Here is a 14,160-nt window from a genome sequence, read left to right as displayed (position 1 = left end):
GTAGGTCTTCAAGATAGCCATGCAGACGCTGGGTGTTGTGCCAGTGCACCCAGCTCAGGGTGGCCAGCTCGATGTCCTCGACGGTCTTCCATGGCCCAGGGCGGGCGGGTCCGTAGATCAGTTCGGACTTGTAGTAGCCGTTGACCGTCTCGGCGAGCGCGTTGTCGAAGCTGTCACCGACGGTCCCGATGGAGGGCACCGCACCGATCTCGGCCAGACGTTCGCCGTAGCGGATGGACGTAAATTGCGACCCGGCGTCAGAGTGACACCGTAAGCCGCTCAACGTGTTTCCCCTCGACCAGCGAGCCATCTCGATCGCATCGAGCACCATGGTGGTCCGCATGTGCGAGGCGACCCGCCAGCCCACGATCATCCGACTGAAGGCATCGGTGATGAAACAGACATAGGCGACCCCGGCCCACGTCGGCACGTAGGTCAGATCAGTGACCCACAGTTGATTCGGTGACGTCGCGGTGAAGTTGCGACACACCAGATCGGGATGGCGTGGCGCACCCGGATCGGACTTGGTGGTGCGGACCGGTTTGCCGCGACGCACCCCGTGTATGCCGGCCGCGCGCATCAGGCGCCCGACCTGATCACGGCCGACGTCGTGCCCGCCACGGCGGGCGGCCTTCCACAGCTTGCGCGTCCCGTAGACCCGGTAGTTGTCGTCCCAGAGCGCCACCAGGGCTGGGCCCAGCTCGGCGTCGCGACGCGCCCGTGCCGACGGGGGCCGGGTTTTGGTGTCGTAGTAGGTGCTCGGGGCCAACGTCACCCCTGCGGTGCGCAGGACGGCGATGATGGGCTCGACCCCGAACTCCTCGCGATGGGAGTCGATGAAGTCGACTATTTCTTGTGTTGGCGGTCGAGCTCCGCGCCGAAGAAACTGGCCGCTCGTTTCAGGATCTCGTTGGCGCGCTTGAGTTCTCGGTTCTCCTGCTCAAGCTGCTTGACCCTTGCCGACTCCTGCGTCGAGACCCCTGGTGCGTATCCGTCGTCGATGTCGGCCTGACCCACCCAGCTCCGTACCGACTCCACGCCGTAGCCGAGCTGGCGGGCCACCCGCGATACCGTTCCCTGCTCGGTGCCTAATTCTGCGCGCAAGGCGCGGACCATCCGCACCGCAGCGGACTTCTCCTCGGGGCTGTATCTGCGGCTGGTCGGCTTCTTTCCCGATGACGGTTCCGTGGGCATCCCTGCATCCTCGTTTCCAAGGTCAGGAGTCTCCGGGATTTCCAGGGCGATTCAGTGTCCTGCGGCGGATCCCATCCGCATACCGGTCGGCAATGCGCAGCGGTGGGATCGGACCAGTGCGCCGCGGAATCGGCGGTGTCTGCACCGGCGGCGGGCTCGGCAGACGGCGCAACGCTGGCCGGGTTGGGGGCGTCGCCAGGTGTGCGAACTTCTGCCGGATCTGCTCGGGCGTCAGGATGCGCCACACAGCAATCCAAACCGCATCCGGGTCGCATTTGCATTCCCACTGCTCCGGGTTCTCCTTCGTCGGTGCGGGGTATGGATGATGGCCTACGAGCCTGTGACGCTCCGCCCACGCCGTGACGCTGTAATCACCGTCTGGCGGGGCACCGGTCGGGCACTGTCCCTCGTTCACCGGACGATTCCCAGAAGACATCGCAATACTCCCGAAAGATCGGGCCTCCGTTCAGGGAGGCGCTCTTGCTGTCACCGGTTGGTGTCAGCCGCTTCGTCATCCGAGCCACCCACGAGCGTGGGGTTGGCGCGCCGTCCAGTCGGAGCTTGGCGACGGCAACTCATGAAGCACACTCAATCTACACGAAATCCTGCTACGGGCGAATGTCCTGAGGCACGACGGATGCCGATATGCCGGGCGCCCAATCTGTAAAACGCTGTGTGCATTAGGAGTCAACCCCACGCTCGTATGCCTCTTCCCTGGCCCCAAATGATCACTGAAGGATTCGACGCACCAGTTTTCCTGAGCTGGCGAACAATCGAGTTGATTCAGTGAAGCTGCGGAAGACTTGAGCGGCGTACTGCTCGTCGGCGAAGGACGTCGTGCTGTTCCCGAGTGTCGGGGATGCGCGGGTTAGCGCGAAACTTCTTGGTCCCGACCCGCAGTTCCTCCATGTGCTTGACCGCGCTCCTGTAGTCCAAGCCATCGTTGTCGATCAGCCAACATCCGATCACAGTTCCGGTGCGGCCCTTGCCGCCCCAGCAGTGGACATACACGACCTTGCCGGCGTCGAGCTCGCTTCGAATGTGCTCCACGATATGGTCGTAACCACTGTCGTCGGGGAGGACGTTGTTGTCGCGGATACCAAACCGATGGTGACTCGGCACCGGCAGCCCAGCGTTCTCGGCCGCTTCGACCAACAGCTTCGGCTCGTAAGGACGCGACATTTCGCCGGCTTCGGTGAGATCCACGAACGAGTCGATACCGGCCTCGACAAGAATGCGAACCTTCTCCTTTGCCATCTCGTTCGAAAGCGAGCCTGGGTACTCACCAGCCAGTAATCGACCGAGTTCCACCCACCACGCGTGAATGATCTCGTCATGCGGCCAGGATGGTGTTGCATTTTGAAAGTTGGTTTCTGTCATGGTGTTAGCTCCAATCGTCGATAATTGCGCGAACTGAGGGATGGATGCTGCCGTAGCCGACAACCCGTATATCCAAGCCGGCGTGTTCCACGATGGACAGCGCGCGTCTCATCGCGTCGTCGATCCAGGCGTCAGCATTGCCGAAAGCTCCGCCACCTAGACGGGTTAGCAACACCGTGCTCGAGCCGCCCGTGGCGGCCTGCTCCGCCGCCGCCAGCAGGGTCGCTTCGTACGCGGCCTCAAGAACGAGGCGTGCGAACGGCTCCCATGCAAGCTTTGGGACCGACGAATAGGCCACCGGCAGCGCGGAGCAGAACGCTTGGGAGACGATGCGCCGTGGGCCCTGTGCCACATCAGTGACCTCGACATTGCGGTGCAAACCAATCGCGAGTTGTCCCCGCAAGCTGTCTCGATGGTCGTCGGGCGCATTCAACAGCACGCTAGTAATCGCACCGAGGCCCTCCTCGGTGCACAGCGCGTAACCGTTTCTCATCGTCCATAGAGCGCTGACCGGTTGTCTGAGTTCCGATGAGAGCGCGTTGCCCAAATGGGCCAGCGCGTCAAGCTGTCGGTCACCGGTCTGGCCGATTCCAACTCCGACCGGGACGCAGTAGTTCCGGTAGATCGTGGCGGCGCCGGCCGCAATCGCGCACGCTGGGCCCTGCGTGTGGTCGTACGCGTACCCCGCGACGCCGTCCTCGGGTCGCACGCTAGGCCCGGTCATTTCCAGCAGGTTGAACTGGGACGCGACTTGAAACAGCGCTCCGGCGAATTCGGGCTCGGCGTGTAGTGCTCTGGCGTCGCCGACGAGCGATTTCACGGTGCTGCGTTGTGCTACAGGCACCTTCACCCTTGATCGCAGCTCAGCCAGGGTAGGCATGGACAGGTCTCCGCAGGCGTATCGCTTGTTGTTGACCGTCGACACCAATTCGCTGCCCTCTACGCGCAGGCGGCTTTGTGTCGATGCGTAGTCGCCCTCGCGGAAGCCGGTGAGGCGTTCGAACCAGTCGCTCATGCTGGCCCCTCGTCAACGAGAACGGCGCCCTCGTGAGTGATCACATGCATCTGCCGCAGACCGCCCGGTTCCAGGTTCCAATTGATCACCTCGAGGAACTGGTAGCGCAACTCGATGTGGAATCCGCCGTTCATGTGCGGTACCGGAAACCACACACTGCAGTGGGGTAGCTCGTGCAGGATCTCCACCGACGGGTACCGCAGGGTATAACGCGGAATCCGGTTGCCGAATAGCTTGCCGACGCGGCCATCGATGACCTCGTTGAGGTGGGCATTGATCTCGTCGATCCGGTGAGGTGCGAGTGGTGAAGGCGAAGGTTTCAGCAGTGTACGTAATACATAGGGCTGATCGTGCTCTGCTGCAACGTCGAATGCAGTGCGGCCCTTGGCATCTCGCAATGACCTCAGGGCACCGCGCTTGATCAGAGTGTCGGCGACCTCAGCCGGCGCGCCATGCCAGGCCGCCTGATGCAGGACTGTAAACCAGGTTTTGCCGCCTGGGCGCCACTGGTGGGGGAGTACCACCTTGTCCTCATGGAGGAGCTTGATCACCGCGTGCCAGTCGCCGGCCTTAGCTCTATTAGCGAGACAGTGGCCTGCATCCAAAGTGGACTTGGGAAGAAGTGCCGCGTCGAGCACCCCGGGCCACGGGACAGTATTCGTTACGAGGTTCTGGTAGAACGTCATCGGATCATCTCCTCTCGCGAGTAGTGTTTTGCGCGCATGTGCGCTAATTAAGTGATCAGTGTAGACCAATGGTCCGACAAGCGCTAGATCCCCCGCCCGTGAGAAGGTGCGCCCGAGTGGATCGGGCAGGACAAGCGCGCGAAACATGGCGGCTCAGAAGGCTTGAGCGCAGCCTGTATATTGCGTATTATCGCGCTAAATCTCCGAAGCGAACTCTAGGGTACCGATATGAAAGCGTGGCGTGACAGCAAGGGGCGCACCCTACAAGAGTTCGTCCGCCCGTCGGTGGCAGTTGACACCGCGGTGCTGTCCTTGGACCCCGCCCTCGGGCTGGTGGTGCTTGAGGTGCGCCGACCAGATGGGCCGGGTTGGGCGCTGCCGGGCACCTTCCTGCACAAGCGCGAGACACTGGCTGACGCCGTTGACCGGTCACTGCGTGATAAAGCCAATGTCCGTGGGCTGCAGCCACGCCAGCTGCACGTGTTCGACGACCCTGATCGCGATCATCGCGGATGGGTCCTGTCGGTTGCGCACGTGGACGTCGTGCGGCTGGACCGGCTTGCGTCGCGCTTCGCCGAGACCACCAGGCTGATGCCGGCGGCGGCACCTGGACGCCTCAGCTTCCCCGACCACCGCAAAATCATAGAGCGCGCCGTCGACTACTTGCGGGTTCGCTACCGACGCGAGCCCGATCCCGACCAGCTGCTGGGCGACGAATTCACACTGCGCGAACTACGGCTGGCACACGAAGCGATTGCAGGTGGAGCGCTGATGCGTGACGCGTTCCGCCGCACGATGCAACCCCACCTCGTTCCAACCGGCATCCCGATCACCGCCGGCAGAGGCCGTCCCGCCGAGCTGTTCCGTCGCCGGGACAGCCCACGATCACGGCGTCGTTAACGTAGCGGGCGCGCCACCCGGCTCAACCGAGATTGTCAGACGGCAGGCAAAGCGATGTGCTTACGATAACCGTCCCGAAGTCGCAAGGTGCACAACTGACGCGTGGGCGTCACTCCTCTGATAAAGACGCGTTCAGGTCGCTGACAATCTGGACTGCGTTTAGCGCATCGCCATAGAGGAAGGTGCCGCTCTCAGAGGTAGGCCGGACTTCGGCGAGGCGTAATTCCATACCGAGTTCGCAAGATCTCGAAGTCCTCAGCGAAACGACGGTAACCCTCGTAATACGCTATCTCACGCCATATTTCGCGACCCTCATGTCGCAGTACGGTCCAATGTTCGTCGTCACGCTCTTCGAAGTCCCAGTCTATGACCAGCCGGTCGCCCTCAAGATCTGGCAGCTGACTGGCTTCGGCCAACTGCGTCGTGTACGCCCGTCGCAAAAACGACTCGCGAGCTTCGAATTCTGGTAATGCTTCTCGCGCTCGCTCGCTACCCGATGCTGCGGCGGCTTCGGTCTGTGCCTTCGACGGTTAGGGAACGATGAGAAGCATCCGCTCGCAGTCGGGGCAGCAGACGTCTAGTAGGTCCGAGTAGTGCTCTTCGTGCTCAGCTCCCAAGCCTTTCCAGCCGCATGAAGGGCATGTCAGTGGGACATCGCGGCTGCTGTCGTAGTCCCAAAACTCCACATACCTAGCACTCATGCTCGTCCCCTGAGTCGACGACCTTGTCCACGTTTCTTCACTTCGAGGCTATCGACCGGGTACGACAAGGAGCTGCTATCGCCGCTGCCGTTCCTTCATCGTGCGGCACAGTTCCTCCGGAGCAGTCGTTGCGTTGCCGTAGGCAAAGGCTTGACGTGTCATACCCGCGTGCAAAGCTGGCAACGACGAAGCCGGTCAACGGGAGGGAAGAATGAGCAGTCAATCCGCGTCAGGTCGCCTCACACGCGATTTCCTCAAAGCCGTCGATTACGCGATGGATAAGCACGGCACGCAGACCCGCAAGGGCAACAGCGAGATCCCTTACCTGGGACACCTCCTGACGGTGGCCGGCTTGGTAATTGATGCCGGCGGGACGGAGAAACAGGCCATCGCAGCGTTGCTGCACGACGCCGCGGAGGACCAGGGCGGTGAAGAAACGTTGGCCGAGATCCGCAATAAGTTCGGCGACGGCGTCGCACAGATCGTTAAAGAATGCAGCGACACGTTCGAGATGCCGAAGCCGCCGTGGCGCGAACGGAAGCAGAAGTACATCGACCACCTGCCCGAGGCGTCTGATGACGCCCTGCTAGTCTCGCTGGCCGACAAGTTGCACAATGCACGCGCAATCCTCCGCGATTTCCGAGATGTCGGCGAGGACGTGTGGAACCGCTTCAACGAGAAAGACCCGCAACAGCATTTGTGTTACTACCGCGCCCTACTCGACGTCTACAAGAAGCGAGGGTGCCATAAGGGGATGGTCGTCGAGCTTCAAGATGCGATCGACGCGTTGGAACATGCGATCGGACAATCCGTGACCGGGACCTAAACCAAAACGGGTTTCAGCTGCTCGGCGTAGCTGTGGACCGTGTTACCCGAAAAGAGATTTCGTGTCGTCGCCCTCGCCGAGCAGGTAGCCGGCATGACCGGGGTGTGCTCCCTGAGATCGACGATGTCGACGCCGGGATCGCGTCGCCCTCATCACCGAAGGGCACGAATCGGCCAGCGTCGCGTCAGGGTGCCAGGGCTCGACTGGCCATCGTGTACATCGGGCGCTGCATGCCGTTGGCGGCACCATCAGCCAGTGCGACGCCGAAGACGGGCTACTTGGTCGACGTCCGCTCACCGAAGGAAACCGAGGAGTGAGGGAAAGCGTCACGCCGGCAAGCCGACACAGCCGGACCCCGAGTCGAAGCTTCGCGACGGTATCTCATGAAGCACCCTCAGTTCAGATCAGGTCCACGTCGCGCTGGGTGGTCTGGTTTTGCGCTGTTTGGACAAACACGTTGAGCGTGGCGATGGGCCGCATGTCCTCGACGGTGCGCGCGCCGAGGGCGGAGTGAGCCGAACCATCCCGAAGTCCCGGCTATGGTTGGAACGGACTACCTTTGCGGCCCCTCAAATCGATAGGCGATCTCAACCTGCGGTGTCGCCATCGGGTTGCACAGCTTGGGGGTCGTCCTCAGACAACGGCTCCAACCCTCCCGCCTCCCGCAAGATATTGAGAGCACCCAGTGGATCGTCGGGGAGCACGTGATAACTCAATCCAGCCTGGTGCGGAGTATCCGTCATGGTCCCTATCATAGGTTCCCTGTCGCCAGATTCCGCCCGACAGACAGAACGATCGAACACGTCTGTCGAACAAGCTAGTACCGCCGTTCCCACGGGGCTGAAGCTAGCAATCGCCGCCCTGTACCACGAGGCCGCAAGATTCCATCCCAAAGTGAGGCTAGACACCCTCGTCCGGGAACAGGCAAGGCAGTCAAATAGATTCACGGTGTCACGGACTGCCAGGGGTCATCTCAGTTGTACGCAGTACTTCCCTCAACCGGATGCGTCGTACTGACGATCTTGGCGATGCAGTGGTCCCGATCGAATCCCTTATCCCTGCACCACGCCAGCGCACCCGCGGAGTTGCTAAAGGCTATGTCCGCCACGGTGACCCAGTAGCCCGGGGAGAACGTCGACCAGTCACTCGACCAAAGCAGCCTCGCCCCGTACCGCTGCCGCAACTCCTGATGATCTTGCAGTATCGCGGCGTTATCCCACACCTTGCCTTCGGCAAACTTGCCGAGTTGCTTCGAACTCAGTTGCGGCACCCAGCGATCCGCCAACTGAGCGGTCACCGACGAGCGGTCGCCACTAGCGATTTGTTGCAGCTGAGCGGCGGGATCCTGGACAGTGGGGGCCGCCGTGCTCCGCGAGGTTGTCGAGGGCGACCCTGTGTCGTAGGGGTTCGAGCTGGGCGTCGCGTATGCGGTGGTCGGCAACGTTGTGTTGTCGGGTTCGGACTTTTGATTGACGAGCGCGATTATCGTCACACCCATAACAACCACCACCACCGCCGCCGCGACCGCGATAATGATCGGCACTGCAGAACTTCTCGAACGTTCCTCCGTAGCTGGGTAACTCACCACAGCCTCGGGACCCGTTGTCGGAGCACGGTATTGCGCATTGTAGGGCGGAGGACCACTAGGCGCGCCGACATTTCGAGGAGGAGGAGGAGGCACGTTGCGGGGAGGAGGTATGTACTCGTCAGCCGGCATCGTTCGCGCGGCGCGCGGCGCGGTCGGTACATCTGTCAGCGCGCGCGTGGCGGCCCGTCCCAGCGCTCCGGCGCTGCCGTAACGGTCATCCGGCTCTTTCGCCATGCCGCGAGCGATGACGTCGTCAAGGGATGCCGGAACTCGGGGATTCACCTCACTCGGCCGCGGAGGTGGCGCCGAAAGGTGACCCGCAAGGACCTGCTCGCTGGGTCCGGGAAACGGCTTGCGGCCGGTTAACGCTTCGTAGAGGACGCACGCCAGCGCGTAGGTATCGACAGCCGAAGTTGCTTCCTGGTCGCGGAATCGCTCCGGTGCCATGTAGTCGAAACTGCCGATGTGATAACCCGTCATGGTCAGGTGGGTGTCACCTCGGTTTTCGGCGATACCAAAGTCCACTAAATACGCGAAATCGTCTGGGGTAACGATGATGTTCTGCGGTTTGACGTCACGATGGATCAGCCCTTCGGCGTGGGCAGCGTCCAAAGCTGCCGCGACCTGCCGAACGATATCGACAGCCCGTTGCGGTTCAAGGGCTCTCGTTTTCAGCATCTCGTGCAGGGTCTGACCCCGAACCAGTCGCATGTCGATGTAGAGCGTGTCGTCAATCTCGCCCCAGTCGTGGATCGGGATGACGTGCGGCTCTTGCAGGACCGCTGCCGCGCGAGACTCACGCAGGAACCGCGTCCGGAAAGTGTCGTCCTGTGCGTACTGATCGGCGAGCACCTTCAGGGCGACGGTCCGGCGCTTATCGGTGTCGTATGCCTCGTACACCTCGCCCATGCCGCCTTTGCCGAGCATACGGTCGATGCGGTATTTACCGAACGTCCCGCCGACGAGCGACTTCACGAAACCCCCTTTTCTCGCTTCGGCAAGTATCCGCTGAGTGAATCCGGCTCGCAGAGTTTTGACGAGGAACATTGGTAGCTGAGTAATGACGGCCGACGATCGAGCGCGGCAGTGGTCAACGGGTAGGTTTGCGGCATGCCAGCAGACGAGCCGACGATCCTGGCCACCAGCGGTGGGCTCAAAGAGGGGCAGCGCATCCGTTGGGAATTCAGCGCGCTGACTGAGCATGCGGTGGATCTGGCGGGGGTTTCCGGGCGAGCGCCGCGCGTCTGTTTTCTCGCCACCGCACAGGGCGATAGCCCGACGGCGGTGTTCCACCTCTATTCCGCGGCGCAGGAGCGTGGTTTCCACGCGTCACACGTTTCCTTGGTTCCGATGCCCAACGTTGAGGACATCACCGCCCAACTGCTGAGCAGCGATGTGGTGTGGGTCTGTGGCGGCAGCGTCGCGGCTCTGCTTGCGCTGTGGCGACTGCACGCGGTTGACGTCGCGATGGCCTCGGCTTGGCAGGCCGGTGTCGTCCTGACCGGGGTCTCGGCGGGCTCGATCTGTTGGCACGTTGGGGGAACAACCGATTCCTATGGGCCGGAGTTGCGTCCGGTGACAGACGGGCTCGGCTTGGTGCCGTATTCCAACGGCGTGCACTATGACTCGGAATCCCAGCGGAGACCCCTGTTTCACCAGCTGATCGCCGAGGGAGTCATTCCGTCGGGGTATGCCACCGACGACGGCGTCGGCGTGATCTATCGTGGTACGACTTTCGCCGGTGCCGTAGCGGAAAACCGAGATGGTGGAGCGTATTTCGTAGAAAGTAAAGCCGGCGGCGCCGCGAGCGAGGTTGCGCTCGATGTCGTACGCCTTTAGCCGACGGGGTTTCAGGCGTGCAATCTGCGCCCGTGATGGGTAAGAGGTATCCATGAGCGAAGGTGTGCAAACCGGAACGATCACCACGCAGGTACCGGCACGGCTGGACCGACTGCCCTGGTCGCGGTTTCACTGGCGCGTGGTTGTGGGATTGGGCGGCGTCTGGATTCTCGACGGGCTCGAGGTCACGATGGTCGGCAACGTGTCGGCGCGCCTCACGGAAAAGGGCAGCGGCCTCGACCTCGACGCCGCGGACATTGGCATGGCGGCCGCGATCTATATCACCGGAGCATGCCTGGGCGCACTGTTCTTCGGTCACCTGACGGACCGCTTCGGACGGCGCAATCTGTTCGTGTTGACCCTGGTGGTGTATCTGACCGCCACCGTTGCCACCGCATTCGCCTTCGCGCCTTGGTATTTCTTCCTCACCCGTTTCTTCACCGGCGCGGGCATCGGGGGCGAATACGCCGCCATCAACTCGGCGATCGACGAGTTGATCCCCGCCCGCGTGCGCGGTCGTGTCGACCTGGTGATCAACGGGACCTACTGGCTTGGGTCGGCCCTTGGCGCAGCCGGCGCACTGGTGCTGTTGAGCACGTCAAACTTTCCGGCCAACATCGGATGGCGTCTGGCCTTCGGCATCGGCGCCGTTTTCGGGATTTTCGTCCTCGTTGTGCGGCGCAACGTTCCCGAGAGTCCGCGTTGGCTGTTCATTCACGGGCGCAACGAGGAAGCCGAAGAAGTGGTCGGCGACATCGAAGCGGAAGTACAGGCGCAAACCGGCGAACCGCTACCCGAGCCGCACGGGAAGCCGCTGAAAATCAGGCAGCGCGAGACGATTTCGTTTGTCGAGATCGCCAAGGTGGCATTCAAGCTCTATCCGCGGCGCGCGGTGCTGGGACTTGCATTGTTCATCGGGCAGGCGTTCCTGTACAACGGCGTGACCTTCAACCTCGGCACGCTGTTGAAAGGGTTTTACTCGGTCACTGCCGAGATGGTGCCGCTGTTCTTCATCCTGTGGGCGCTGAGCAATTTCCTCGGCCCACTGATCCTCGGGCGGCTGATGGACACCGTCGGCCGGAAACCGATGATCGCGACTTCCTACCTGGGCTCGGCGGTCCTAGCGGTTGTGCTCGCGGTGCTGTTCATGAATCAGACCGGCGGTGTCTGGCTGTTCATCGCGGTGCTTGCCGCGACGTTCTTTCTGGCCTCGACGGGTGCGAGTGCGGCCTATTTGACCGTCAGCGAGATCTTCCCGATGGAAACCAGAGCGCTGGCGATCGCATTCTTCTACGCGGTGGGAACGGCGATCGGCGGAATCACCGGGCCGTTGTTGTTCGGCGAGTTGATCAATTCGGGCCAGCGCGGTCAGGTGGTCTGGTCCTTCCTGATCGGGGCGGTGGTGATGGCGATTGGTGGCCTGGTGGAGATCTGGCTCGGCGTCGCGGCCGAACGTCGGCCGCTGGAAGAGCTGGCACTGCCCCTGACCGTGGCCGAAGCCGAGGGCCGGGAGGACGAGCGTCACCCGTAACGTTGCACGCGTGGCAGCGCAGAAGCCCCAGTCTCGGCTTTCAGTTCAGGATTGGCTGCAAGCCGGTTACACGCTGCTCGCCGAGCAGGGAGTACGCGCGCTGAAAGTCGAAACCCTCTGCCAGCAGGTGGGTGTCACCCGGGGCAGCTTCTACTGGCATTTCGAGGACATGGACAGCTACCGGGCCGCGCTCGTCGAATCGTGGAACACGTTTTTGGAACAAGACCGTCTTTCGCGGGACGAACTCGACGCGTTGCCACCCCGAGAACGGTTATCCGCCATGATGACTGCGCTGACCAGCCCGCAGCACTGGATGCTGGAACGCGCGATGCGCGAATGGGCGCGCACCGACCCCGTCGCCGCCACCAATATCCGCGCAGCCGACCGGCGCCTGCTTCGCTCCGTTTCCAAGGCCTACGCCGACTACGGCTTCAGCTCTACCGACGCCAAGCTGCGCGCAGACCTGACCTTCGCCGCCGGAATCGGGCTGCTGCATCTCGCCGGCTCGGCCGCTGAGGCGCAACAGGCGGCCCAACGCGAACAATTCCTCGATCTCATGCTGGCCGATCCGAAGTAGCCCGTCGGGCTGCCTTGACAGGTGGGCCGTCGAGCGTGGGGTGTAGGTACGAATTCCACATCGCTTTGCATCCATAGCGCCCACGTTGGGCGAGCAGCGACAACGCACACCAAATTGCCGACTCATGACGCTAGCCGCCTTGACAGGTGGGCGTAATAACCGCGTATCCTACACAGTGTCGGAAATTCCTACACAGTGTCGGAAACAGGGGGGCCGCATGATCGGGATCCGCGAGTTGATGTCATTGCCGCAGGTCACAGCGGCCGAAGACTACGGTTTCTTCGGCCCCGATTCGGTGACGTGGAAGGTGTGGAGCTATCCGACCTCGCTGACCGTAGGCTTTCAGCGCTCCGTGGTAATTGAAGAGCTCGACCCCGCGTTGGTGGCGGCAGTCGATAAGACCAGCGAAATATACAAACGTCCCCGCACCCGCTACGACCGGACGTTGCGTTACTTCGCGATGGTCGCTTTCGGCGACAGCCGATCCACCGTGCAGGCAGCCGATGTGCTGGTGAAGATTCACTCGAAGGCGGTCGGGACCGACGAGGTAACCGGCATCCGCTACGACGCGAACGACCCGGCGTCGCAGTTGTGGATCCACCTCACGGCGTGGCACTCCATTCTCGTCGCGTACGAGAAGTACGGGCCCGGCAAGCTCTCGCCGGAGGAGGAGAAGCAGTACTGGTCCGAGTGCGCGCTGGCTGCTGAACTGCAAACCTGCGATCCCGCCGACGTGCCGGCTACCCGCGAGGGTATCCGGCGATACTTCGACGAAATGCGGCCCCAGTTGCGGGGTTCCGACATCGCCAAGAAAGCGATGAACCACCTGTTGCGCGCCGAGGTGATGCTGCCGCCGATGCCGGCACCGCTGCGGCCCGGCTCCCTGGTGATCGCCGCATTCCTGCGGCGCGGGACGCTGGCCACGATGCCCAAGTGGATGCGCCAGATGTCCGGTCTCCCAGTCAATCCCGTGCTCGACGCGGCGGTGGTCCCAGTATTGCGCGCTGCGTTCAAGGCGGTCAGCATGAGCACGCGGTTCCAGCTGATGCTGTTGCAGCTGCTCTCACCCACCACCGTCGCGGTCGCCGCTCCGGTGCTGTGCTCCGTTCCTGCTCATAATCCGGTGACCACCACGCCGAGCCTGGCCCAGGCTCAGCTCGGTTTCGATGCTCCCGCGGTGGCGCACAAGCAGTTCCGTGACCGCCAGAAGGCCAGGGTGTTCGATGAGGGCGTGGCTCCCAGCAACGAAGGCATCATCGAGTCTCAGCCGATCCTCGGTTCTGTGGTGTGACCCCGCGCAGCGCCCCAAGCGACCGTCAACGGGCCGAACACCTTGGCCCGCAGCGCCGTCGACCTCAGGTCCTCGACACAGCACTCGAGATCGCCGCCGCCGACGGGGTTTCCGCGGTCACCATGGGAGCCATTTCGTCGCGCATGGGCGTGAGCCGCCCGGTCGTTTACGACTGCTACAGCGGTCGGGGTGAGGTGCTGCGGGCCCTGCTCGATCGCGAGACCGACGTAGCACTCAACGCGCTGCTGGCGATCCTGCCGCCGCTGAAGACGACTTCGGTGGAGCAGATGTTCGTCGACGGGTTCCGATCCCTCCTCGACGACGTCAAGCGGCGCCCCGCGTCCTGGCGGATCATCTTCGCCAACGACCCCGAACCGCTGCTCGCCGAGGCGATCTCGCTCGGTCGACGCCGAATCGGCGAGCAGGTCGCCACGGTGATGCGCCCGCTGTTCGAACGATGGCAGGTCGACGAGATCGACAGCGTCGCTCCGGTACTCACCGAAATCTTCGTCGGCATGTGCGAAACCGCCGCGCGGATGATGCTCGAGCAGCCGGAGGAGTGGTCGCCAGATGCGCTCGCCGACATCGTCGGCCGTGCTGCGTATCGCGCTTTGCGGGCGCGCGCAGGCTGA

13 protein-coding genes, 1 riboswitch and 1 other annotated feature are annotated in these 14,160 nt (G+C 62.7%); of the genes, 7 read left to right on the top strand and 6 right to left on the bottom strand.

Going from position 1 to position 14,160, the window contains the following annotated elements:
* The 4 genes from AC5Y21_RS23995 to AC5Y21_RS23980 all read right to left on the bottom strand — a co-directional run.
* Positions 1 to 1,194, bottom strand: a protein-coding gene (locus AC5Y21_RS23995) for an IS3 family transposase (protein ID WP_499916262.1) whose coding sequence is annotated in 2 segments (ribosomal slippage) — positions 1 to 888 and positions 888 to 1,194 — 1,195 coding nt annotated over the 2 segments. Because the reading frame shifts where the segments join, the coding sequence is not laid out codon by codon here. This gene is flagged as partial in the annotation.
* Positions 761 to 892, bottom strand: a sequence feature (AL1L pseudoknot). (Overlaps the previous gene by 132 nt.)
* 471 nt (positions 1,195 to 1,665) lie before the next feature.
* Positions 1,666 to 1,777: riboswitch (SAM riboswitch) on the bottom strand.
* 200 nt (positions 1,778 to 1,977) lie between these two features.
* Positions 1,978 to 2,637, bottom strand: coding sequence for a protein-tyrosine phosphatase family protein (locus tag AC5Y21_RS23990; RefSeq protein WP_499916260.1), 660 nt, complete (start codon positions 2,635 to 2,637; stop codon positions 1,978 to 1,980).
* Complete coding sequence (locus AC5Y21_RS23985) at positions 2,579 to 3,589, bottom strand: hypothetical protein (protein WP_499916258.1); 1,011 nt, start codon at positions 3,587 to 3,589, stop codon at positions 2,579 to 2,581. Before AC5Y21_RS23985 ends, AC5Y21_RS23990 begins: the two co-directional genes overlap by 59 nt.
* Positions 3,586 to 4,275, bottom strand: coding sequence for an ankyrin repeat domain-containing protein (locus tag AC5Y21_RS23980; protein ID WP_499916256.1), 690 nt, complete (start codon positions 4,273 to 4,275; stop codon positions 3,586 to 3,588). The genes AC5Y21_RS23985 and AC5Y21_RS23980 overlap by 4 nt, the downstream gene beginning before the upstream one ends.
* A 228-nt stretch (positions 4,276 to 4,503) precedes the next feature.
* On the opposite strand from AC5Y21_RS23980, the gene AC5Y21_RS23975 reads away from it, so the two are divergent.
* Together AC5Y21_RS23975 and AC5Y21_RS23970 are read left to right on the top strand one after the other, a co-directional pair.
* Positions 4,504 to 5,175, top strand: a complete 672-nt coding sequence (locus AC5Y21_RS23975) for an NUDIX hydrolase (protein WP_499916254.1) — start codon at positions 4,504 to 4,506, stop codon at positions 5,173 to 5,175.
* A 912-nt stretch (positions 5,176 to 6,087) separates the two neighbouring features.
* On the top strand, positions 6,088 to 6,702 hold the full coding sequence (locus AC5Y21_RS23970; RefSeq protein ID WP_499916252.1) for an HD domain-containing protein: 615 nt from the start codon (positions 6,088 to 6,090) through the stop codon (positions 6,700 to 6,702).
* Positions 6,703 to 7,289: 587 nt separating this feature from the next.
* Here AC5Y21_RS23970 and AC5Y21_RS23965 read toward each other — a convergent pair.
* Both AC5Y21_RS23965 and AC5Y21_RS23960 read right to left on the bottom strand, forming a co-directional pair.
* Positions 7,290 to 7,445, bottom strand: a complete 156-nt coding sequence (locus AC5Y21_RS23965) for a hypothetical protein (RefSeq protein WP_499916250.1) — start codon at positions 7,443 to 7,445, stop codon at positions 7,290 to 7,292.
* Positions 7,446 to 7,675: 230 nt separating this feature from the next.
* Positions 7,676 to 9,265 (bottom strand): serine/threonine-protein kinase, encoded by a 1,590-nt coding sequence (locus AC5Y21_RS23960; protein ID WP_499916248.1) that lies wholly within the window; start codon positions 9,263 to 9,265, stop codon positions 7,676 to 7,678.
* Between the two features lie 135 nt (positions 9,266 to 9,400).
* Here AC5Y21_RS23960 and AC5Y21_RS23955 point away from each other — a divergent pair, with 135 nt between their 5' ends.
* The 5 genes from AC5Y21_RS23955 (at position 9,401) to AC5Y21_RS23935 (ending at position 14,160) form a co-directional block, all read left to right on the top strand.
* A complete protein-coding gene (locus tag AC5Y21_RS23955; RefSeq protein WP_499916246.1) occupies positions 9,401 to 10,129 on the top strand; it encodes a Type 1 glutamine amidotransferase-like domain-containing protein in 729 nt (242 codons plus the stop codon).
* 52 nt (positions 10,130 to 10,181) lie between these two features.
* Positions 10,182 to 11,660: an MFS transporter gene (locus tag AC5Y21_RS23950; RefSeq protein ID WP_499916244.1), complete on the top strand. Its 1,479-nt coding sequence runs from the start codon at positions 10,182 to 10,184 to the stop codon at positions 11,658 to 11,660.
* A 10-nt stretch (positions 11,661 to 11,670) separates the two neighbouring features.
* On the top strand, positions 11,671 to 12,237 hold the full coding sequence (locus AC5Y21_RS23945) for a TetR/AcrR family transcriptional regulator (RefSeq protein ID WP_499916242.1): 567 nt from the start codon (positions 11,671 to 11,673) through the stop codon (positions 12,235 to 12,237).
* A 217-nt stretch (positions 12,238 to 12,454) separates the two neighbouring features.
* On the top strand, positions 12,455 to 13,528 hold the full coding sequence (locus AC5Y21_RS23940; RefSeq protein WP_499916239.1) for an oxygenase MpaB family protein: 1,074 nt from the start codon (positions 12,455 to 12,457) through the stop codon (positions 13,526 to 13,528).
* On the top strand, positions 13,525 to 14,160 hold the full coding sequence (locus tag AC5Y21_RS23935) for a TetR/AcrR family transcriptional regulator (protein WP_499916235.1): 636 nt from the start codon (positions 13,525 to 13,527) through the stop codon (positions 14,158 to 14,160). The genes AC5Y21_RS23940 and AC5Y21_RS23935 overlap by 4 nt, the downstream gene beginning before the upstream one ends.

Source organism: Mycobacterium sp. NGS41 (assembly GCF_059812725.1).
The sequence above is the reverse complement of the archived record's forward strand: the minus strand, read 5'-3'. Positions and strand labels throughout refer to the sequence as shown.